The organism is Azospirillum doebereinerae (genome assembly GCF_003989665.1).
Lineage (GTDB): Bacteria > Pseudomonadota > Alphaproteobacteria > Azospirillales > Azospirillaceae > Azospirillum > Azospirillum doebereinerae.
In genome coordinates this window covers 41,237-60,834 of record NZ_RZIJ01000030.1, presented here as the reverse complement: position 1 = coordinate 60,834, position 19,598 = coordinate 41,237, and the positions used below count along the sequence as shown (strand labels likewise).

General features: G+C 67.8%; 18 protein-coding genes. 1 reads left to right on the top strand and 17 read right to left on the bottom strand.

Features of this window, described 5'->3' with window-relative positions; all coding sequences use genetic code 11:
• Positions 1-10: 10 nt before the first annotated feature.
• Entirely contained in the window at positions 11-1,441 is a 1,431-nt protein-coding gene (locus EJ913_RS26850) for a tetratricopeptide repeat protein (RefSeq protein WP_127003729.1), read from the top strand.
• 692 nt (positions 1,442-2,133) lie between these two features.
• On the opposite strand, the gene EJ913_RS26840 is transcribed toward EJ913_RS26850, so the two are convergent.
• The 17 genes from EJ913_RS26840 to EJ913_RS26755 form a co-directional block, all read right to left on the bottom strand.
• On the bottom strand, positions 2,134-2,661 hold the full coding sequence (locus EJ913_RS26840; protein WP_127003725.1) for a cyclase dehydrase: 528 nt from the start codon (positions 2,659-2,661) through the stop codon (positions 2,134-2,136).
• 11 nt (positions 2,662-2,672) lie between these two features.
• Positions 2,673-3,845: a zinc-dependent alcohol dehydrogenase gene (locus EJ913_RS26835; protein ID WP_127003723.1), complete on the bottom strand. Its 1,173-nt coding sequence runs from the start codon at positions 3,843-3,845 to the stop codon at positions 2,673-2,675.
• A gap of 301 nt (positions 3,846-4,146) precedes the next feature.
• A complete protein-coding gene (locus EJ913_RS26830) occupies positions 4,147-4,467 on the bottom strand; it encodes a hypothetical protein (RefSeq protein WP_127003721.1) in 321 nt (106 codons plus the stop codon).
• A 477-nt stretch (positions 4,468-4,944) separates the two neighbouring features.
• Positions 4,945-5,238: a DUF3325 domain-containing protein gene (locus tag EJ913_RS26825; RefSeq protein WP_127003719.1), complete on the bottom strand. Its 294-nt coding sequence runs from the start codon at positions 5,236-5,238 to the stop codon at positions 4,945-4,947.
• Entirely contained in the window at positions 5,235-6,866 is a 1,632-nt protein-coding gene (locus EJ913_RS26820; protein ID WP_244939504.1) for a PepSY-associated TM helix domain-containing protein, read from the bottom strand. The genes EJ913_RS26825 and EJ913_RS26820 overlap by 4 nt, the downstream gene beginning before the upstream one ends.
• A 14-nt stretch (positions 6,867-6,880) precedes the next feature.
• Entirely contained in the window at positions 6,881-7,162 is a 282-nt protein-coding gene (locus EJ913_RS26815; protein ID WP_127003717.1) for a DUF3649 domain-containing protein, read from the bottom strand.
• Complete coding sequence (locus EJ913_RS26810) at positions 7,159-7,887, bottom strand: DUF4198 domain-containing protein (RefSeq protein WP_127003715.1); 729 nt, start codon at positions 7,885-7,887, stop codon at positions 7,159-7,161. The genes EJ913_RS26815 and EJ913_RS26810 overlap by 4 nt, the downstream gene beginning before the upstream one ends.
• Before the next feature lie 28 nt (positions 7,888-7,915).
• Positions 7,916-10,348, bottom strand: coding sequence for a TonB-dependent receptor (locus EJ913_RS26805; protein WP_244939503.1), 2,433 nt, complete (start codon positions 10,346-10,348; stop codon positions 7,916-7,918).
• A gap of 620 nt (positions 10,349-10,968) precedes the next feature.
• Positions 10,969-11,937 (bottom strand): aldo/keto reductase, encoded by a 969-nt coding sequence (locus EJ913_RS26795; RefSeq protein WP_127003712.1) that lies wholly within the window; start codon positions 11,935-11,937, stop codon positions 10,969-10,971.
• Between the two features lie 92 nt (positions 11,938-12,029).
• Positions 12,030-13,526 carry a tripartite tricarboxylate transporter permease gene (locus EJ913_RS26790; RefSeq protein ID WP_127003710.1) on the bottom strand — a complete coding sequence of 499 codons (1,497 nt, stop codon included), beginning with the start codon at positions 13,524-13,526 and terminating at the stop codon, positions 12,030-12,032.
• A gap of 15 nt (positions 13,527-13,541) precedes the next feature.
• Positions 13,542-13,988 carry a tripartite tricarboxylate transporter TctB family protein gene (locus EJ913_RS26785; protein ID WP_185909955.1) on the bottom strand — a complete coding sequence of 149 codons (447 nt, stop codon included), beginning with the start codon at positions 13,986-13,988 and terminating at the stop codon, positions 13,542-13,544.
• A gap of 11 nt (positions 13,989-13,999) precedes the next feature.
• Entirely contained in the window at positions 14,000-14,779 is a 780-nt protein-coding gene (locus EJ913_RS26780) for an RraA family protein (RefSeq protein ID WP_244939502.1), read from the bottom strand.
• A complete protein-coding gene (locus EJ913_RS26775) occupies positions 14,779-15,768 on the bottom strand; it encodes a Bug family tripartite tricarboxylate transporter substrate binding protein (protein ID WP_185909954.1) in 990 nt (329 codons plus the stop codon). Before EJ913_RS26775 ends, EJ913_RS26780 begins: the two co-directional genes overlap by 1 nt.
• Before the next feature lie 85 nt (positions 15,769-15,853).
• Positions 15,854-16,525: a 4-carboxy-4-hydroxy-2-oxoadipate aldolase/oxaloacetate decarboxylase gene (locus tag EJ913_RS26770; RefSeq protein WP_127003702.1), complete on the bottom strand. Its 672-nt coding sequence runs from the start codon at positions 16,523-16,525 to the stop codon at positions 15,854-15,856.
• 48 nt (positions 16,526-16,573) lie between these two features.
• Positions 16,574-17,767: a mandelate racemase/muconate lactonizing enzyme family protein gene (locus EJ913_RS26765; protein WP_127003700.1), complete on the bottom strand. Its 1,194-nt coding sequence runs from the start codon at positions 17,765-17,767 to the stop codon at positions 16,574-16,576.
• Entirely contained in the window at positions 17,764-18,627 is an 864-nt protein-coding gene (locus tag EJ913_RS26760) for a DUF1932 domain-containing protein (RefSeq protein ID WP_185909953.1), read from the bottom strand. The genes EJ913_RS26765 and EJ913_RS26760 overlap by 4 nt, the downstream gene beginning before the upstream one ends.
• 7 nt (positions 18,628-18,634) lie before the next feature.
• A complete protein-coding gene (locus tag EJ913_RS26755; RefSeq protein ID WP_211099045.1) occupies positions 18,635-19,594 on the bottom strand; it encodes a Bug family tripartite tricarboxylate transporter substrate binding protein in 960 nt (319 codons plus the stop codon).
• Between the last annotated feature and the right edge of the window lie 4 nt (positions 19,595-19,598).

The following is a 19,598-nucleotide window of genomic DNA, read 5'->3' as shown; positions in this document are numbered from 1 at the left end:
ACACGACCCCATGGGCAACCCCACCCTCCCATCCGCCCTGTTCGCTTCCTTGGCTCCAGCGGACGGTCCGAAACTGCTGGACGATGCGGAGCGGCTGCTGCGTGACGGCAACCCGGAGGCGGCGGATCTCCGGCTGTCACGCGCCATCGCGCTCGCCCCGGCCGATCCCCGCGCGCTCGGCTTGGCGGGAGTCGCTTCCCATCTGTCCGGGCGGTCCGACCAGGCGCTGCGGCGCTTCGGCTGGACGGTCCATGTGGCTCCCGGGCACGCCGCCGCTCACAATGACCTGTGCGAGGCGTTGCGGCGCCGGGGCCGGCTGGAGGAGGCTCTGGCGCATGGTCGTCTGGCCGCCGCCCTCGAACCGGATCGGTTCGACATCCTCTACAACCTCGGAATCGTTTATTACGACCGGCTGGAGATCGACCGGGCGATCCTGTGGGAACGGCGCGCCGTCCGGCTGGCCCCGGAGGTGCCGGGGCCGCATTTCGAACTGGCGGAAGGGCTGTTGCTGTCCGGGTGCTTCCCGGAGGGCTGGCAGGAGTACGAGTGGCGCTTCCGCCTGCCCGGCGTGCCGCCGCCGGTACCGCCCTCGTTGCTGGAGTCCGGGCGGCCGGTGCCGCGCCCACCGTGGGACGGCCGGCCGATGCCGTCGGAGCGGCTGCTTCTGATCGCCGACCAAGGCTTCGGCGACGTCGTCCAATTCGCCCGCTACATCCCGCTGGCGGAACGTCTCTGCCCCGACTTCGTGATCGCCGGCAGCCCGGAAACCCTGCCGATCCTTCGGCAGGTGTCGGGCGGTCGCCGGTGCCATCAGGATTGGGAGAGTTTGCCGGATTTCGACCGCTGGTGCCCGCTGTCGGGATTGCCCCGGCTGTTCGGCACCACGCTGGCGACCATCCCCGCCGAAATCCCCTATCTCCATGCTGATCCGGAGCGGGCCGCTTGGTGGAAGGAGCGCCTGGACGGGCTGCTGCCCAAGGGGATGCAACGGATCGGGCTGGTCTGGGCCGGACGCCCCAGCCATGGCAACGACCAGAACCGCTCCATGCGCCTGCAACAGCTGAAGCCTCTGTTCGATCTGGACAAGGTGGCCCTGGTCTCGCTTCAGGTCGGGCCGACGCAGGCCGAGATCGGCCGTTATTTCGGCAAGGCCCCCCTGGTCAACCTGGGGGCTGGGATCGGCGATTTCGACGACACCATGGCCATCCTCCAGAGCCTCGACCGGCTGGTCAGCGTTGACACGGCCGTCGCGCATCTGGCCGGGGCGATGGGCGTGCCGACATCGATCCTGTTGCCCTTCGCCCCCGACTGGCGCTGGCTGCTGAAGCGTGGCGATACCCCCTGGTACCCGGCTGTCACGCTTCACCGGCAGACGTCCCCCGGTCGTTGGGACGAGCCGGTGCGGGCGATGGTCGCTTCGCTGCGCTTTCGTCGTCGATGATCGTCCGGACACAGGGGCCATTGATTTGACCCTGTTCTGTGGGTGGAGGCCCGCACCAACGGACCCTTATTCAGCGATGCCCGATCCGCCAGCCCAGGCAACGGAAGGGCCAACAAGTTGACGGTGCCGGTGGTGCTGCCCTACGACGGCAGCCGATTGACATGGCGGTGTCGTTGAATGGGGCTTGGCCGGGTCGGGCGCGTTGAAACAGCGGCAGGTGGCACGCTCAGGCAATGCCGGATCGCAGGAAAGCCCGGTCTCCCTACTGAGATCGGGCTTTTTCGTATGCGCCGCGAAGCTGAGCATCGTCGCCAGATCGCCATACAGTACGATGACCAACGTAAGCGGTGTTCTGTGTAAACAGCGTAAGCGCCTTGCTGGAATTGCTGTCAAGGACATCGATGATTAGAGACGGATTCTCCTAAATTAAAAAGAAACAAAATATCGAAATTCCGAATGGATTCAGGAAAAAATATAGAATTCCCAAGAATTTTTGAGAATTTCCCAATTGAATTGAAGATATGATTTCATATAATAAATAATATGATCGGTTTATCGCTTTATAAGCTTGGATATTTTTCGTTTTTTCAAAACGTAGTCCAATTATCAAAGATTTTCGTCATGATGGCGCTGCCGAACTGCCGGCAAAAGCTGTAGGCTTCAACCGGCACCGTCTGCATCGGCGGATTGGTTCACCCCATTCCAATCGGATGGAACTGGAGGATTTTCGGGGTCCGCAGTTCGTCCGGGATCGGCGCGTCCTTGGCGCTGCCGCGCATGGCGTCCGGCGCGCGGGGCAGGCCGCTGCGGTCGCTGTAGTCGTGCGGCGGTGTCAGGGCTTCCTCTTCCTCCCGATGCAGCATCCCGCTGCCGAGCACGTCGAGCGCCGTCGCCACCGCCACCGCACCGAGCGCAAGCTCGACATTGCGTCGTCGCGGATTGTCGTCGTTGAGCCCGGTCGCCAAGGTGGCGATGTCGAGCACGTCACCGGCGACGCGCGCCCACATCCACGGCTTGGGATCGCCCATCGCCAGCAGCCCAACGCCGGCGGTGATCTCCCGCACCCCATAGGCACGGATCAGGCCAGTGTGTTGCTCCATCCCCAGCCAACGGGCGATGCCGCGACCGGCCACCAGTTCGGCCGCTCCGAACCCGAGGCTGAACCAGCCCATGCCACGCGCCATCGCGTCAGCGGAGGATCCTCTGCGATAATAGGCCATGACTTGTCCCCTTAAGGCTTGAGCACGACCTTGATGCAGCCGTCCTGTTTGTCGCGGAATGTCTTGTACATCTCCGGTCCCTGATCGAGGCCCACGGTGTGGGTGATGACGAAGGACGGGTCGATCTGCCCTTCCTGGATGCGGTTCAGCAGATCGTCGGTCCAACGGTTGACGTTGGTCTGGCCCATCCGCCACGTCAGACCCTTGTTCATCGACATGCCGAACGGGAACTTGTCGATTAGCCCGCCGTAGACGCCGGGGACCGACAGCGTGCCGGCTGGGCGGCAGACGTAGATCATCTCGCGCAGCACATGCGCCCGGTCGCTCTCCAACATCAGCGCCTGCTTGGCCCGGTCGTACAACGAATCCAGCGTGGCGGTGGCGTGCGCCTCCATGCCGACCGCGTCGATGCATTTCTCGGGTCCCTTGCCGTCGGTCAGCTCGTTCAACCGCTCGACGACGCTCTCCTCCGCGAAATTGATGGTGACGGCGCCGCCGGCCTTGGCCATCGACAGGCGTTCGGGCACACGGTCGATGGCGATGACCTGCTTGGCGCCCAGAAGAAGCGCGCTGCGGATGGTCATCTGGCCGACCGGGCCGCAGCCCCACACTGCCACCGTGTCGGTGGGCTGGATGTCGCACTGCGCCGCCGCCTGCCAGCCGGTCGGGAAGATGTCGCCCAGGAACAGCACCTGCTCGTCGCTCAGCCCCGAAGGGATCTTCACGTGGGTGCGGTCGGCGAAGGGCACCCGGACATATTCGGCTTGGCCGCCGGCGTAGCCGCCGGTCAGGTGGGTGTAGCCGAACAGGCCGGCGGTGGTGTGGCCGAACAGCTTGTCGGCTGTCGCCTTGTTGCGGTTGGAGCGCTCGCAGACCGAATAGTTGCCGCGTTTGCACTGGTCGCAGTCGCCGCACCAGATGGTGAAGGGGACGACGACCCGCTCGCCGACCTTCAGCGCGCTCTTGGCTTCGCTGCCGACCTCGACGACCTCGCCCATGAACTCATGGCCCATGATGTCGCCCTTCTCCATGCCGGGCATGAAGTGGTCGTAGAGATGCAGGTCGGAGCCGCAGATGGCGCAGGACGTCACCTTGACGATGGCGTCGCGCGGATGTTCAAGGCCGGGGTCGGGAACCGTGTCGCAACGGATGTCGGCAGTGCCGTGCCAAACCAACGCTCTCATGAAAGTTCCTCCGGAACGTGAGACGTGGCGACCTCCCGCCTCTGCGGGTGTCCAGCCCGTCTCGGTCCATAGGCTCAACAGGGCGGACGGTGGTTCCGTTTCGGCCGGCGAACAGGGACTTTCTCGAAGGGGAAGGTTACGAGATGGCGGCGCAGGACGACGACATGCAACGGCTCACGAGGCTGTCGAAATGAGTTGCGCCACCTCGTTGGCTATGAGCCAACGTCCAGATGAGGATCCGGTCATTCATCCGGCCCGCGAGTTCCTGTTCGAAGCGGCAGCGTAACCGTCCTTTCCGGTGTCAGGACCCGTGTCGTCCGGCCGGGCTTGCCAAGAAATCCTGCCCGGCCCGGCCGCGGTCCGAAACCGGAGCCGCGTTGGACGCGACAGCGGGCTTGCTCTGGAGACGCTTTTGATCCTGTAGGATTGTCGCACGCGCAATCGCCGTTTCGATCTCGCCGATGCGCGCGATCATGGATGCCATCATCGCCGGCGACGTGCCGCGGCTGCGAAAATGCCCGATATCCTGATTGAGGATCAGGAGTTGTCCGCTAAGTTCGCTTACGTTTCCCTCGGCAACGCTGTATCGGTATATATAGGACGTGCTATCTGAATTCTTCATGTTTTATCTCCTGAACTTAAATAATATATAAGGACTTTCAGAGCGTATTACATTAAATATTTTATCAATAAGGAAAATATAAATATATGAATCGATATTACATCGAAACATTTCTGATTTCATCAAAATGAAGGTGCTAAGACATTTCATCTGATGTCTTTTCGATGGAAATATTTTTTGCGATGGGGCTGTTCCTCCGTAATCGCTCACGTGGCTGGCAACGCTGGTGTTCAGGCGAGGGCGAAGGTGCCATCGACGAGGTCTTGGATGGCGTTCCAGGCGGACTGGCCTTGCAAGCGAGCGGTCCCGCTGACGGATCGATAGCCGGCATGCACGCCCGGCCTCCAGGTTCATCGGAAGCCGTTGGCGCCTTCGGAGTGGTCAGCCCGAACAGTTCCTGGAGCATCCGCGACAACCGCTCGAAGCCGACGTGATGGCTGTGGCGAAGGGAGGCCAGCCGCGAACCGTTTCATCTGATCAGTGCTTCGATGCGCGTGCATACACCCTTGCCGATCCGATGAGCGTGACGTGCACGATGCCGGCGGTCAAGCTGGTGTGGCCGCTGAACATCACGAGGCCAAGCCCCCAACCCTGCCAAGCAACGAGAACGCCCAGCGCCAGCAGCAGAGCGCAGGCCCCGGCGATGCGCAGGGCGCGTGTGACGGACGCCGGCAGCGACCGTCCGATGAGGTCGTGCTGCTGGCGATCCATCGCGAAAGCCAGCGCGGTGAAGCCCGCCAAGCACAGCATGAAAGACAGTGGGTGACTCATGCTTCTCCTTTGCGCAGCGTGGCGCTGGTGGTCACGGGCTCCCGGCTCGGCTTGCGCGTGGATCGAAGCTTGGGCCGGTGCCTGGCCGTGCGTATCGCCAACGCCGCGTGGAGCCCGGCCAGCACCCAGCACATGAGATCCGTGCCGGCGAACACCCAGTCGCCTTCGACCAGGCTGTGCCACAGCGGCCGTTGCGTGGTGACCGCGTTGAGGATGGGCAGCAGCGCCAGCAGCGCGGTCGCCGCCCACAGCTGCTCGACCCAGGCTTTCTTGGCCGGACGCAGCACGGCGTGCGCCAGCGTCAACAGCCAGACGATGAAGAAAACGTGGATCTCCCAGTTGGCGCGCGCCACGAGATCCTGAGGCAGCAGGCGGTTGGCCCACAGGAACCCGGTCATGGCGACCGACAGGCCGGCGATGGTCACGATGTTCAGCCGCTCCACGATGTGGAAGCCGACATGGGGCCGTTCCGGATCGGGCAGCTTCTGCCGCCGCTTCACGATCCACATCACGAGCCCGGTGCCCACCATGGCCGTGCCCGCGAGGCTGACCAGGAAGTACAGCCAGCGCGTCACGCTGTCGCTGAAGCGCCCCAGATGCAGCGCGTAGAGCACGCCGCGAGTCTCGGCCGCCGCCCCGACGCCCTCGTGGACCGCCAACAGCCGGCCGGTGGTGCCTTCGAATTCCAGGTATTGTGGGCTCATGGAGACGCGGCCGGCCTCTCCGCGCGCCACGGCCACCCGCGCCGCCGCGTCGCCGGGATGGGTGGCGGTGACGCGGCCGACGTTGTCGCGGCCCCAGCGTTCCTGGGCCTGCCGCACCATCGCCTCGACCGAAGCCAGCGGTGCCGCCTGCCCGCTGGGCTTGCCCGGCTGGATGAAGGCGCTGAGTTCGGCGTTGAGCTGCTGGCGCTCGGCCGGCGTCTTGAACGCCGCCTGCTCGCCCCACGGCATGTACAGCGCCATCAACGTGACCAGACCGGTGTAGGTGATCATGAAGTGGAAGGGCAGCCCGAACACCGACACCGCGTTGTGCGCGTCGAGCCACGAGCGCTGTCCCTTGCCCCAGCGGAAGGTGAAGAAGTCGACGAAGATCTTCTTGTGCGTGATGACGCCGCTGACGATGGCCACGAGCATGAACATGGCCGCGACGCCCGCGATCCACCGCCCCCAGATCACCGGCATGTAGTGGAACTGGAAGTGGAAGCGGTAGAAGAAGTCGCCGCCCAGCGTGTCGCGCGCGGTCACCTTCTGCCCGGTGGCGGGGTCGAAGTTGGCCTCGCCGAAGCCGCGCTGGCCCGGTGTGCCCGTGGCGGTGCGCCAGAAGGCGTAGACGCTGTTGTTGCGCCCGTCCGGCAGGCGCATGCTCCATTGCGGGCTGCCGGGCGCGACGGTGCCGAGCTCGTCGGCGATGCGCTGGGCCACCACCGCTTGATCGGGCAATTCGGTTTGGTGCGCCAGCTCGGGGCGCATCCATTGGGACAGCTCGTCCTTGAAATAGGCCACGGTCCCGGTGAGGAACATGGCGTAGAGAACCCAGCCGAGCAGAAGTCCGACCCAGGTGTGCAGGTCGGACATGCTCTGGCGGATGCCTTGGCCGGCGGGGCGCGGCTCTTGGACCGTTTTCACAGCGGCGCTCCTCGTTACCAGACCGACCACGCCGCCAGCAGCAGCGGCGCGGCCACGACAAGAAGGCCGGTCCAGGCGCGGAGCGCGCTGCGCACCGCGAAGACCCAGATCACCGCCCCGGCGTAGATCGCGAAGCTTGCCAGCATGCCCGTGAGCACGGCCTGCGGCTTGCTCATGGGCAACGCCAGCACCGCCACGCTGGCGAGCGCGGCCAGCGCATAACCGCCGAACAGGGCGGCGGCGATGCGCGAGAGAAGCGGCCCGACGTTGCGGACCCTACCGGCCACGGAGATCATTTGCCGGGCGCTGCCGCCGGCCCAGCGGGGACCGGCGCCAAGCCGTCGGCGTGGACGTAGGTCACCGTGGTGACGTAGCTCACGCCGTCGTACTTCTCCGCACCGTTCGCGCCCGGACGCTCGCCGGGGGTGCGTTCGTTGAGGCTGACCTCGGCCACGTAGGTGCCCTTCCAAGGCATGTCGAACTCGACGAGCCCCTGCTCGTCGGTGTGGCCTTCCTTGGCCCAGCCCGACTGGGTGACCAGCGCCACCTTGGTCTTGGCCTTGGGCTGGCCCTTGAAGAACAGCTTGAATTGCCCCGGCTTGCCGGCGGGCACCAGATCCAGCGCCAGCTTGGGCGGCTGCTCGGCGAAGCCGGTGATCAGGCGCGCGGCGGGGTGGAACCAGTTGGTGGTGTCCTTGTCGCCCTGCTTCCAGGTGTAGAGCGGATATTGCGCGTCCTCGGCGACGATGCTCTCGCCGCCGGCCGCCTTGAAGGGCAGGGTGAAGCCGTCGGCGGCCTTGGCGGCGTCGGCCTTCTGCTCGCCCTTGGCGGAGACCAGCGTGCCGGCCGGCTTGACGAACTTGTCGAGCAGGCCGGGCGAGGCTTCGCGGAGGTTCTCGCCGAACTCCCCGAAGCGGACCGTCGCGTTTCCGCCGTCGGGCTGCTCGATCCAGATCTGGTGGGCCTGCGCCGGCAGGGCGAAGCTCAGCGCGGCGGCGAGGGCGATGGAAAGTTTGGTCATGGCAAATCCAACCGGAAAATGTGGGGCGTCAGAAATCGACGGAGGCGGACAGCACCACGGTGCGCGGCGCGCCGACGGTCACGTAGGTGCCGGTCGTGAGCCAGTAGTTCTTATCGAACAGGTTATCGACGTTGGCGCGCAGCGCGACCGGCTTGCCACCCACCTCGGTGTTGTAGCGGGCGCCGATGTCGACGCGGGTCCAACTGTCGAAGCGCAAGGTGTTGGCGGCGGTCAGGTAGGACCCCGAGGTGTGGATCACCCGCCCGTTGAGCGACAGTTCGGGCACCCACGGCGTGGTCCAGTCGAGGCCGCCGGAGAAGGTCTTGTCCGGCACGCCGGCCGCGTCGTTGCCCTGTTCGGCCGCGACGGCCGTGCGGGTCAGCTCCGGCTTCAGGAAGGTCGCGCTGGCCATGGCGCGCAGGCCGGGCAGGATCTCGCCATAGGCGGAGAGTTCCAGGCCGCGGTTGCGCTGCTCGCCGTCATAGGCCAGATCGTTGGAGGCCGTGCGGACCGAGTTCGGCTTGGACACCTGGAAGACCGCCGCCGTGGTCGTGAGGGTGCCCCAATCGACCTTGACGCCGGCCTCGTACTGCTTGGACTTGTACGGGGCGAGCACCGCGCCGGTGTTGGCGTAGCCGGCGCCGACGATGGTGCCGCGCGTCAGCCCCTCGGCGTAGTTCGCGTAGAGCGAGACGTAGTCCAGCGGCTTGACCACCAAGCCGGCCAGCGGCGTCGTCGCGCTGGCGTCGTATTTGCTGGTCAGCGCGCCGGTGGCCGTGTTGTAGCTCTTCACGGTCACGTTCTGGTCGCGCACGCCCAGCGTCAACAGGATGCGATCGTCCAGGAAGGACATCGTGTCGGCCACCGCGACGCTGGTCAGCGTCGTTTCGGACGCCTTCCTCGGGTCCGTGCGCGCGGCGGTGATGACGGGAAGCCGCGAGGGCCGGTAGATGTTGCTCGCGGCGCTGCCGGCCGATTGGATGTAGGCGTTGCCGCCTTCCTGCTGGAAACCGGTGAAGGCGACGTTGACCGAGTGGTGGACGGGCCCCGTGTCGAAGCGCAAGCGCGTTCCGGCCATGCCGCTGGTCGTCTCGGTGTAGGAGTCGTAGTAGGCGTTGCGGACCACGAAATTGCCGAGCGCGTTGACGGCCGTGGTGGAGGACGGGAAGACCTGATCGTTGGAGCCGTCACGATAGCCGAGGCCCGCGTAGACGGTCAGCCAGTCGGTCACGTCGAACTCGATGTTCGAGGCGACCGTCGTGTCCTTCTGGACCAGCGTCGTGCCCGGATACCAGTTGCTCCGCGCGTCCGGCGGTGACGGGATGGCGGTCGTGGTGGGCAGGAGGCTGATCTGCGGACGGAAATTATCCGTGCTGTCGCGCTGCACGATGGCGTCGAGCGACCAGCGCACGCGCTCACCCCGGTAGTCCACCCCCAGCGACCCGAGGCCGGTGCGCACGTCGCCGCCGTCGATCGAGCCCTCGCCGCCGCGCAGCAGGCCGTTGAAGCGGACGCCCCACTCCTTGTTCTCTCCGAAGCGGCGTCCCGTGTCCACGCTGAGACCGAAGTTGGCGTCGCTCTGGTAGGTGGTGGTCACGCGGGTGAGGGGCTCGTCGCCGGCGCGCTTGCTGAGGATGTTGATGCCGCCGCCGATGCTGCCGCTGGGGTTGATGCCGTTGGCGAGCGCGCCGGGTCCCTTGAGCAGTTCGATGCGTTCGATGATCTGTGCCGGCACGCGGTTCTGCGACACCAGACCGTACATGCCGTTGAAGCCGACGTCGGTGGCGGAAACGGCGAAGCCGCGGATTTGGAAGGTGTCGTCGAAACCGTTGCTGCCGGTGGTGGTGCGCACCGACGAATCGTTGATCAACGTGTCGGCCGCCGTGCGCGCCTGCTGGTCCTCGATCAACTGGGAGGTGTAGTTGACCGTGCTGAACGGCGTGTCCATGACGTTCCGGGAGCCGAGCAGCCCCAGGGAGCCGCCCCGCGCCACCTGACCGCCGGCGTAGGGACGCTGGAGTTCGCCCGGAAGCGGCGCGGAGTTGGCCGTGACCTGCAGGGCCGGCAACACCGTTCCACCGGCCGCTGCGGCCGGCGCGGCGCCTTGCGCGACCAGCGTGTAGCCCGAGGCCGTGCGTCCGATCTGGTAGCCGCTTCCCGCCAGCAGCCGGCGGAAACCGTCCTCCACCGTCGTCGCACCGTTCAGCCCCGGCGCGGTCTTGCCTCGGACCTGCTCCGCGTCCACCGCGATGGCGACCCCCGCCTGCGTGGCGAAGCGATTCAGCGAATCGGCCAGAGGGCCTGCCGGCACATTGGCGTTGACTGTCCCAGTCGCAACCGCCGACTGGGCCTGGGCGGCCGGCGCGAACAAAAGGCCGCCCGCCAGCATGGCGCCGGCCAGATGAACCGCCACCGCGACCGGGCGCAGGCCGGAAACGGAGGCGTCGGACGCAACACGCATGTCGCTGCGGCGGTGGGCGGTTCGGCGCGAAGCGGCCTTACCGTGGACTCGATTCATAATGCCGGATCCTCTACCAAACGGCGGTCTCTGCAACGCAACTTCAGCGGCCGGCACCGTGTCCTCCAGCGAGGCGAACATCGGTGCGGATCGGCAAAAATGCGAATGATTATTATTATATGAGAGGTGCGGCGGGGCCTGCAAGAAATGTCTGTCTACGAATGACTTGGCCGAGCGCGCCGCAGCCGGCGTGTTGCACGGAGGTCACTGTCCGGATGGGGAAGGGATCGTCGTTGCCGCCGCGCGAGTTGTGCAATCGGCTGTGCTCCCTTGCCTCCGGAGTCGTCTTGCCTGTGTGGCGTAGGAGGCGAGCCTTTGCTGCGGCGACCAGGGTTTCGTGAATCGTCGCGCGTGTGTTTGTCCCACCCAGGCGGCGAGCGAACAGCAGCGGGTGCCCCAACGGCACCGTGACCACGGCCGCTCGTGAAACAGGAAGAGCAGGTTCAACGCCGGCTCGGAAGTGTCCGGCGGCCCGGCCCGCGCGAGGCCGAACCGACCGGACAGCGGGCGGGGCCTTGGGTGGTGAGCGCCTCGGCTTGGATGATCAGCCGGCGCGCTCCTTTTTACCCGTTCCCGGATTCGGTGGCGCTTGCCGCGTTCAAACGCTCGATCGACGCGGGATCGAGCCGCAAATGGGCCGCCGCGAACAGATCACCCAGTTGTTCGACCCGCGAAGCGCTGGCGATCGGAGCGGTCAGGCCGGGCCGGGCCATGAGCCAGGCGAGCGCCACCTGCGCCGGCGTCGCCTCGTGCTGTCCGGCCACCTCGTCCAGCGCGTCCAGAATCGCAAGGCCCCGCTCGTTCAGGTATTTGGAAACGGCGCTCCCGCCGCGCGCGCTCTTGCCGGCGTCCCCGGCGGAGCGGTATTTGCCGGTCAGGAAACCACTGGCCAGCGAATAGTAGCTGATGACGCCCAACTCCTTTTCCCGGCACACTCCTTCCAGTTCCGCCTCGTAACCCTTGCGGTCGTAGAGATTGTATTCGGGTTGCAGAGTTTCATAACGCGGCAGCCCGCTTCGCTCGCTGGTCCGCAACGCCTCGCGCAGCCGCGCCGCAGTGAGGTTGGAGGCGCCGATGGCCTGGATTTTTCCCTGATCGATCAAATCCTTGTAGATGCCCAGCGTGTCTTCGAACGGCGTGTCGGGGTCGTCCCAGTGGGATTGGTAAAGGTCGATGCGGTCGGTTCGCAGACGGCGCAGCGACGCCTCGACGGCGGAACGGATATAGGCGGGGGACAGTCCCTTCTTGCCGGGCCCCATCTCCGACCCGACCTTGGTCGCGAGCACCACCTTGTCCCGGTTGCCTCGGCTTGCCATCCAATTGCCGATGATGGTCTCGGATTCGCCGCCGCTGTTGCCGGGCGCCCAGGCGGAATAGACGTCGGCGGTGTCGATGAAGTTGAACCCGGCGTCCATGAAGCTGTCGAGCAGGCGATGGGATGTCGCCTCGTCGGCGGTCCATCCGAACACGTTGCCCCCGAAACAGAGCGGAGCCACCATCAGGTTTGTCCGGCCAAGCTGTCGCTGCTCCATAACCCTCGTCTCCTGTTCGTTCCTTGTGGGGAGGGACATGGGGGGACGGCGGACGGCTTGCCAGACGAACCGGACCGTTTCCCTGTTGCGGCTCACTCGACGAAGACCTCCTGGCGGCCGCGCTTGACGGCCGGCAGCAGCGTGAGGGCCAGGAGGGCGGCGGCCAGCAGCAGCAGGACCAGGCTCACCGGCTCGCGCAGGAAGACGCCGGCGTCGCCGCGCGACATGGTCATGGCCCGGCGCAGGTTCTCCTCCATCAGCGGTCCCAGGATGAAGCCCAGCAGCAGCGGCGCCGGCTCGAAGGCGGCCTTGACCAGGACGTAGCCGAGCAGGCCGAAGGCGGCGGCGAGGCCGACGTCGAAGGCGCTGTTGCTGACGCTGTAGATGCCGATGCAGGCGAACAGCAGGATGGCCGGGTAGAGCAGGCGGTAGGGGATGCGCAGCAGCCGAACCCACAGCCCGATCATCGGCATGTTGAGCAGCACCAGCATCAGGTTGCCGATCCACATGCTGGCGATCATGCCCCAGAACAGGTCGGGCCGCGAGGTCATGATCTGCGGACCCGGCGTGATGCCGTGGATCATCATCGCGCCGACCATCAGCGCCATCACCGCGTTGGACGGCAGCCCCAGCGTCAGCAGCGGGATGAACGAGGTCTGGGCCGCCGCGTTGTTGGCCGATTCCGGGGCGGCGACGCCCTCGATGGCGCCCTTGCCGAAGCGCTCGGGCGAGCGCGACAGCTTCTTCTCCAGCGCGTAGGCGGCGAAGGAGGCGAGCGCGGTGCCCCCGCCCGGCAGCAGCCCCAGCAGCGAGCCCAGCGCGGTGCCGCGCAGCACCGGCTTCCAGGACTGGCGGACGTCGTCCCGGCTGGGCCAGACCCGGCCGTGGGGGATGACGGTCCCCTCCTCGTCCTTGCGGCGCTCCAGCGTGACGATGATCTCGCCGATCCCGAACAGCCCCATCGCCAGCACGACGAAGTTGATGCCGTCCGCCAGCTCCGGCAGCCCGAAGTCGAAGCGCGACACCGCCGAGTTGACGTCGGTCCCTACCAGCCCGAGCAGCAGGCCCAGCACGATCATCGACACCGCCTTCAGCAGCGAGCCCTGCGCCAGCACCACCGCCCCGACCAGCCCGACGACCATCAGCGAGAAGTAGTCGGCCGGGCCGAAGCGGACGGCGATGGCGCCCAGCAGCGGCGAGAACAGCGCGATCAGCAGCGTCGCGGCGCAGCCGGCGAAGAAGGAGCCCAGCGCCGACACCGCCAGCGCCGGCCCGGCGCGCCCCTGGCGGGCCATGGCGTGGCCGTCCAGGCAGGTCACCACCGACGAGGTCTCGCCCGGCAGGTTCAGCAGGATCGAGGTGGTCGAGCCGCCGTACTGGGCGCCGTAGTAGATGCCGGCCAGCATGATCAGCGCGCTGGTCGGCTCCAGCGCGAAGGTGGCGGGCAGCAGCACGGCGATGGTGACCACCGGCCCCACCCCCGGCAGCACGCCGACCAGCGTGCCGAACAGCGACCCCATCAGGCAGTAGAAGAGATTGATCGGCGTCGCCGCCACCGAGAAGCCCAGGATCAGGTCGTTCAGCATCATCCGCGCTCCTTAAGCTCAGACCGGCCAGATCTTGATGGGCAGGCCGAGCCCGTAGACGAAGACGACCAGCGAGAAGCCGCTGAGCCCCAGCGACAGCACCGGCACCTCCCAATGGCGGACGTCGTGCGTCGCCAGCGCCGAGACGGTCAGCGCCAGCAGGCTGGCCAGCGCCAGCCCCAGCACGCCCAGCGCCACCGAGAAGGACAGCACCCCGCCCAGCACCAGCACCAGCGGCCGCCACGCGACTCCGCCCATCCGGTTGCCCTCGTCGATCCACAGCGCGCGCAGGCTGATGGCGATGCCCAGCAGGGCCAGCAGCCCGCCCAGCAGCGCCGGGAAATAGCCCGGCCCCATGCGGAAGGCGGTTCCCATGGCGTAGTCGCGGGCGGCGAAGAGCGCGCCGCCGCCGACGGCGACCAGCGCCAGACCGGACACGAAGTCGCTTGTGTTTCGGATGCTCATGGACTTTTCCCTCACCATTTCTCGGGTGGCAGCACGGACATGCTGTCGCGCGGGGCGTCGCCGCGCTGGACGCTGGCGATCAGCGCCGTCTCGCCGGCCGTTGCCGCCTGGGCGCGCCGCAACACCTCGTCCACAAGATCGGCCGGCACGGCGATCAGCCCGTCGCGGTCGCCGAGCAGCAGGTCGCCGGCCTGCACCTGGGTGCCGCCGATGTCGATCACGCCGTTGAACTCGACGATCTCCAACCGGTGCTTGCCGGTGCGCGGGGTCAGGCCGCGCGACCACACCGCCAGCCCCATGCGCCGCATGGATTCGGCGTCGCGCACGCAGCCGTCGACCACCACCCCGGCCAGCCCGCGGCTGTGCACCGCCGTCGCCATCAGCCCGCCGAAGCTCGACGCGTCGTCGGCGCCCCCGGCGTCGATCACCAGCACATCGCCGGGACGGCTCAGCGTCACCTGATCGAGCCCGCCCAGGCGCGGGACCAGGCGGTGGGCGACGCCATAGCCGGCCGGACGGCGCACGCGGGCCTGCCGCACGGTGACGGCCGGGCCGACGATCCGCTGCTCCGGGGCGAGCGGGGACAGCCGCCCGCCGGGGATCGCGGTGTCGAAGCCGAGATCGTCGAGAATGTCCGCCACCACCGAGGTCAGGTCGGGCAGCGCCTTGTACCCGGCGATAAGCTCGGCGGAGGGGCGGGGGATGGCGACGCGCCGGATCATCTCCGGCGGCAGCAGGCCTAGCAGGTCGGCCGCGAAGGGGGCCAGTTCGGCTTCAACTTGCGGATCCATCACTTGGCCTCGATGCCGGCGTCAGCGACCACTTTCGTCCACAGCGCCAGATCCTTCACCAGCGTCTGGCTGAACTCGGCCGGGCCAGAGCCGACCCAGTCGATGCCGGCGGCGGCCAGCTTGGCGCGGAAGGCGGTGTCCTGGCCGAGCGCCAGGATCTCGCGGTTGAGCAGGGCGACGATGTCGGGCGGCGTCCCGGCCGGGGCCAGCGCCCCCAGCCACCACTGCACGCCGTAGCCGGGCACGCCGGCCTCGGCGATGGTCGGCAGGTCGGGGGCGGCGGGGGTGCGCTTGGCGCCGCCGGTGGCCAGCGCCTTCAGCGCGCCCTTGGCGAAATAGGGCTGGGCGGTGCTGAACACGCCGATCATCAATTGCACGCGGCCGCCCAGCATCTCGGTCAGCATCTGACCCTGGCCTTGCAGCGGAATGTGGACGATGTCGGCACCGGTGGCCGATTTCAGGTATTCGGTGGAGAGGTGCTGCGGCGCGCCGATGCCGGCCGAGGCGTAGTTCAGCTTGCCGGGGTTGGCCTTGATGTAGGCCAGCGCCTCGGCCAGCGTCGCGCCCGGCACGTCGGGCGTCACCGCCAGCACGGTCGGCAGCTCGGCGACCAGCGAGATCGGCGTGAAGTCCTTGACGGCGTCGAAGCGGAGCTGGCGGTTGAGCGCCGGGGCGGTGACGAGGCTGTTGGACACCACCAGGATGGTGTAGCCGTCGGCCGGGGACTTGGCGACCGCCTCGATGCCGATGGCGCCGCCGGCGCCGCCCTTGTTCTCGACGACGAAGGGGGCCTTCAGGCGCTGTGCGAGAGCGTCGGCGATCTCGCGGGCCAGCAGGTCGTTGGAGCCGCCGGGTGGGAAGGGGACGACCAGCTTGACCGGCCGTGAGGGGTAGGCGTCGGCGGCCTGCGCGCCCGGCGTGCCGGTCACAAGCACGGCCAGCGGCGCCAGCAGGCCGGCGACGAGGAGCGCGCGGCGAAGTTTGGACATGGTGTCGGTTCCGACTGGGTGGGGCTGTCGCTTGAAGCCCTTCTCCCGCGAGGGAGAGGGGCTCATTCGCAATTCAAGAGAAGCGTCAGTGCGTCAGTTCGATGCCCTTGCTTTGCAGCAGGGCGTCCAGGTTCAGCATGTCCCAGGTGGTCTTGCCGCTGAGCAGCGCCTCGCGGAAGCGCTCCTCCTTCTTCTCGCGCTCGCGGCTGGCGGCCAGCACCGCTTTCGCCGTCTCAAGCGGCACCACCACGACGCCGTCGTCGTCGCCGATGATCAGGTCGCCGGGGTTCACCGTGACCCCGGCGATCACCACCGGGCGGCCGATGGGGCCGAGGCTCTCCTTGACCGTGCCGATGATGGACTGGGCGCGGGCGAAGACCGGGAAGCCGATGTCGCGGATGGTGGCGCCGTCGCGCACGCCGCCGTCGGTCAGCAGCCCGGCGATGCCGTTGCCCTTGGCGCAGCTCGCCATCACGTCGCCGAACAGGCCCTGTTCGGTGAAGCCGCCGGTCGCGCAGACCAGCACGTCGCCCGGCTTGGCGAGCTTGAGCGCCGCGTGCAGGGTCAGGTTGTCGCCCGGCGGGCATTCGCAGGTGAAGGCGGGGCCGAGCAGCCGCATGCCGGAATAGATCGGCTTGACGCCGGAGGCGAGCGCGCCGGTGCGGCCCTGCGCCTCGTGGGCGGTGGCGGCGGCCACGGTGGCGAAGGCGCGGACGAGGTCCGGGGAGGGGCGGCGGTGGTCGTTGACGTGGGGCATGGGAAAGGGTCCCGAAATCAGGAAAGGGGGATCAGGGAATGGGAAGGATCAGCGCGTGACGTTGGCGACGCCCCACACGTAGTTCTTGCGCGGGAATTCCTCCCAGTACTGGCGCATGTCCTTGTGCGGGAAGTCCTGGTAGGGGCGGGCGAGCAGCGCCTCGCGGTCGATCTCGACGCCGAGGCCGGGGGCGGTCGGCAGCACCGCCCAGCCGCCCTCCTCGATGACGATGGGCGAGGGCGTGATGGCGTCGCAGGGTTCCTGGAGGTTGATGAACAGCTCGGCGATGGTGAAGTTGGGGATCACCGCCGACAGGTGCAGCGTCGCCGCCAGACCGACGATGGTGCTGTTGTAGTTGTGCGGGCTGATGGCGACCGCGTGCGGCTGGGCCATGGCGGCGATGTCGAGCATCGCGCCGATGCCGCCGACCGCGCAGACGTCCGGGTTGAGGATGTCGGCGGCGCGCTTGGCCAGCACCGGCACGAAATCCTCCTTGGTGTAGAGGGTCTCGCCCGTCACCACCGGCACGTCGATGGCCTGCCGGACCTCGGCCACCAGATCGATGTTGTCGGAGAGGCAGGGCTCCTCGTAGCAGTAGATGCCGAATTCGGCCAGCCGGCGGGCGACGCGGATCGCGTGGTGCGGCGCCACCCGGCGGTGGGCGTCGATCAGCAGGTCCATCTCCGGCCCGACCGCCTCGCGCACGGCGCGGACGTTGTCGACCGCGTAATCCTCCTCCGCCGACGAGACGAAGGTGCGCCAAGGGCCGGGGAAGGGATCCCATTTCAGGGCGGTGTAGCCCATTGCCTTGACCGCCAGGGCGCGCTCCACCGTCTTCTCGATGGAATCGACGCCGTACCACCAGCCGTTGGCGTAGACGCGCACCTTCTCGCGCACCGCTCCGCCCAGGATGTTGTGCAGCGGCAGCCCGGCCTTCTTGCCGACGAGATCCCACAGGGCGATCTCGACCGCGCTCCAGGCGCAGAGGAAATCGACCGAGCTGCGGCGGATGGCGAAGTCGTCGAACAGGATCTGGCCGAGATGGCGGATGTTGAAGGCGCTGCGGCCGATCAGGTAGGAGGCGATGGCCTTCAGATACTGATCGACCACCTTCTCCTTCTTGACCGAGACATAGGCCTCGCCCCAGCCGTGCAGGCCGCTTTCGGTCTCGATGCGCACGAACAGCAGGTTCTTGCCGCTGCCCGGATGGAACAGGAAGGTTTCGACGCGGGCGATTTTCACCGATGGTCTCCTAGGGATTCGTCGAGCAGGGCAACGGATTGCGCCACGGTGGGGCGGCCCTCGACGTCGGGGTGCGGAATGCGGGCGGCGGTGCGGGCCATCAGCGTAGCGGTGGCGGCGGACAGCAGCGGGTCGAGGCCGGACTCCTCCACCATGCGGGCGGACAGCGCGCATTCCTCGGCCCGGCGGGCGGCGTGCAGGAGATGCGAGCGCAGCAGCATCGCGGCGGTGTCCTTCGCCGGGCGGGCGTCGAGGAACTCGGCGACGCTGGCCTCCACCGTGTCGAGCACGCCGAGGCGGCGGGCGGCGACGAAGGCCTCGACGTAGAGGGCTTCGAGCCCCTTCACGAAGACGCTGCGCACCAGCTTGATCGCCGCCGCTTCGCCGGGCCGCTCGCCGACCACCGAAATGACCATGCCGTGGGGCGTGAAGAGCTCGGCGAAGCGGGCGGCGCCCGGCCCCGAGGCGACCAGCGGAACCCGGTGGCCGCGCTCGACCGCCGAACCGAGGATGGCGGCGTCCACGAACACGCCCGGTGCCAGCTCGGCCGCCGCGCGCTTGCCGGCGGGGTCCAGCGAACTCACGTCCACATAGAGGACGCTCGACGGCAGGCCGGCGGCGCTCCGGGCGGCGTCCACGGCGGCCAATCCCGGCACGGAGGCGAACACCACGTCGCGGTCCGCCAGCGCGGCGATATCGGCGCTGGCCGTGGCGCCCAGCCCGGCGGCGCGGTCGCGCGCCTCTTGGCGGCGGGCGCAGACGGTCACGTCGGTCAGCCCGGCGGCGCGCAGGCCCGGCATCACGTGCGAGGCCACTTCGCCGAAGCCGATGAAACCGATGCGGGGAGGGGCGCCGCTCATGCTCCGCTCACTCCGCCTGGATGCCGGAGTCGGCGACGATGCGCGCCCATTTGGCGATCTCGGCCTCGACATGCGCCTTCAGGCTGGCGGGGGTCGAATCGGTGACCGGGTCGAAGCCGATCTCGGCCAGCTTGCCGGCCAAGGACGGGTCGGAGACGGCGGCGCGGAACACCGCGTTCAGGCGGTCGACGATGGCCGGCGGCGTTCCGGCCGGGAGGAAGATGGCGCTGGTGGAATAGGCGTCCACGCCGGGGATGCCCTGTTCGAGCAGCGTCGGCACGTCCGGCGCGCCGTGCGAGCGGGACGGCCCCGCCACCGCCAGACGGTTCAGCGAGCCCGCCGCGACGTGCTGGTTGGTGGCGGCGAAGGTGTCGAATTGCAGGATGGTGCGGCCGGCCAGCAGGTCGGCGATGGCGGGGGCCGAGCCCTTGTAAGGAACGTGGACCACGTCCACCCTCGCCGACTTCTTGAACAGCTCGCCGGCCAGATGCAGCGGCGCGCCGGTGCCCGACGAGCCGTAGTTGAACGTGCCGGGGTTGGCCTTCAGGTAGGCGACCAGCTCGGGAGTCGTCTTGGCCGGCACCGAGGGGTGGGTGACCAGCACCAGCGGCACCACGGCGACCAGCGCCACCGGCTCGAAGCTCTTGATCGCGTCGAAGTCGAGCTTCTTGAACAGCGCCTGGTTCATGCCGTGCGTCGCCGCCGTGCCGAGCAGCACCGTGTAGCCGTCGGGCGCGGCGGCGGCGACCGTGCTGGCGCCGATGTTGCCCGACGCGCCCGGACGGTTGTCGATGACCAGCGGCTGGCCCAGCTGTTCGGAGACCTTGTTGGCGATGACGCGGATGAAGATGTCCTGCCCGCCGCCGGCCGAGAACGGCACCACGATCCGCACCGGACGGTCGGGATAGGCCGCCTGCGCCGTCCCGGCGGCCAGCGTCGCCAGCCCGGCCATCGACAGGGCGGCCATCGAA

Coding starts and splice junctions, on each gene's coding strand:
- EJ913_RS26850 (WP_127003729.1), top strand. CDS start 11: ATGGGCAACCCCACCCTCCCATCCGCCCTGTTCGCTTCCTTGGCTCCA.
- EJ913_RS26840 (WP_127003725.1), bottom strand. CDS start 2,661: ATGGCCTATTATCGCAGAGGATCCTCCGCTGACGCGATGGCGCGTGGC.
- EJ913_RS26835 (WP_127003723.1), bottom strand. CDS start 3,845: ATGAGAGCGTTGGTTTGGCACGGCACTGCCGACATCCGTTGCGACACG.
- EJ913_RS26830 (WP_127003721.1), bottom strand. CDS start 4,467: ATGAAGAATTCAGATAGCACGTCCTATATATACCGATACAGCGTTGCC.
- EJ913_RS26825 (WP_127003719.1), bottom strand. CDS start 5,238: ATGAGTCACCCACTGTCTTTCATGCTGTGCTTGGCGGGCTTCACCGCG.
- EJ913_RS26815 (WP_127003717.1), bottom strand. CDS start 7,162: ATGATCTCCGTGGCCGGTAGGGTCCGCAACGTCGGGCCGCTTCTCTCG.
- EJ913_RS26810 (WP_127003715.1), bottom strand. CDS start 7,887: ATGACCAAACTTTCCATCGCCCTCGCCGCCGCGCTGAGCTTCGCCCTG.
- EJ913_RS26805 (WP_244939503.1), bottom strand. CDS start 10,348: ATGCGTGTTGCGTCCGACGCCTCCGTTTCCGGCCTGCGCCCGGTCGCG.
- EJ913_RS26795 (WP_127003712.1), bottom strand. CDS start 11,937: ATGGAGCAGCGACAGCTTGGCCGGACAAACCTGATGGTGGCTCCGCTC.
- EJ913_RS26790 (WP_127003710.1), bottom strand. CDS start 13,526: ATGATGCTGAACGACCTGATCCTGGGCTTCTCGGTGGCGGCGACGCCG.
- EJ913_RS26785 (WP_185909955.1), bottom strand. CDS start 13,988: ATGAGCATCCGAAACACAAGCGACTTCGTGTCCGGTCTGGCGCTGGTC.
- EJ913_RS26780 (WP_244939502.1), bottom strand. CDS start 14,779: ATGGATCCGCAAGTTGAAGCCGAACTGGCCCCCTTCGCGGCCGACCTG.
- EJ913_RS26775 (WP_185909954.1), bottom strand. CDS start 15,768: ATGTCCAAACTTCGCCGCGCGCTCCTCGTCGCCGGCCTGCTGGCGCCG.
- EJ913_RS26770 (WP_127003702.1), bottom strand. CDS start 16,525: ATGCCCCACGTCAACGACCACCGCCGCCCCTCCCCGGACCTCGTCCGC.
- EJ913_RS26760 (WP_185909953.1), bottom strand. CDS start 18,627: ATGAGCGGCGCCCCTCCCCGCATCGGTTTCATCGGCTTCGGCGAAGTG.
- EJ913_RS26755 (WP_211099045.1), bottom strand. CDS start 19,594: ATGGCCGCCCTGTCGATGGCCGGGCTGGCGACGCTGGCCGCCGGGACG.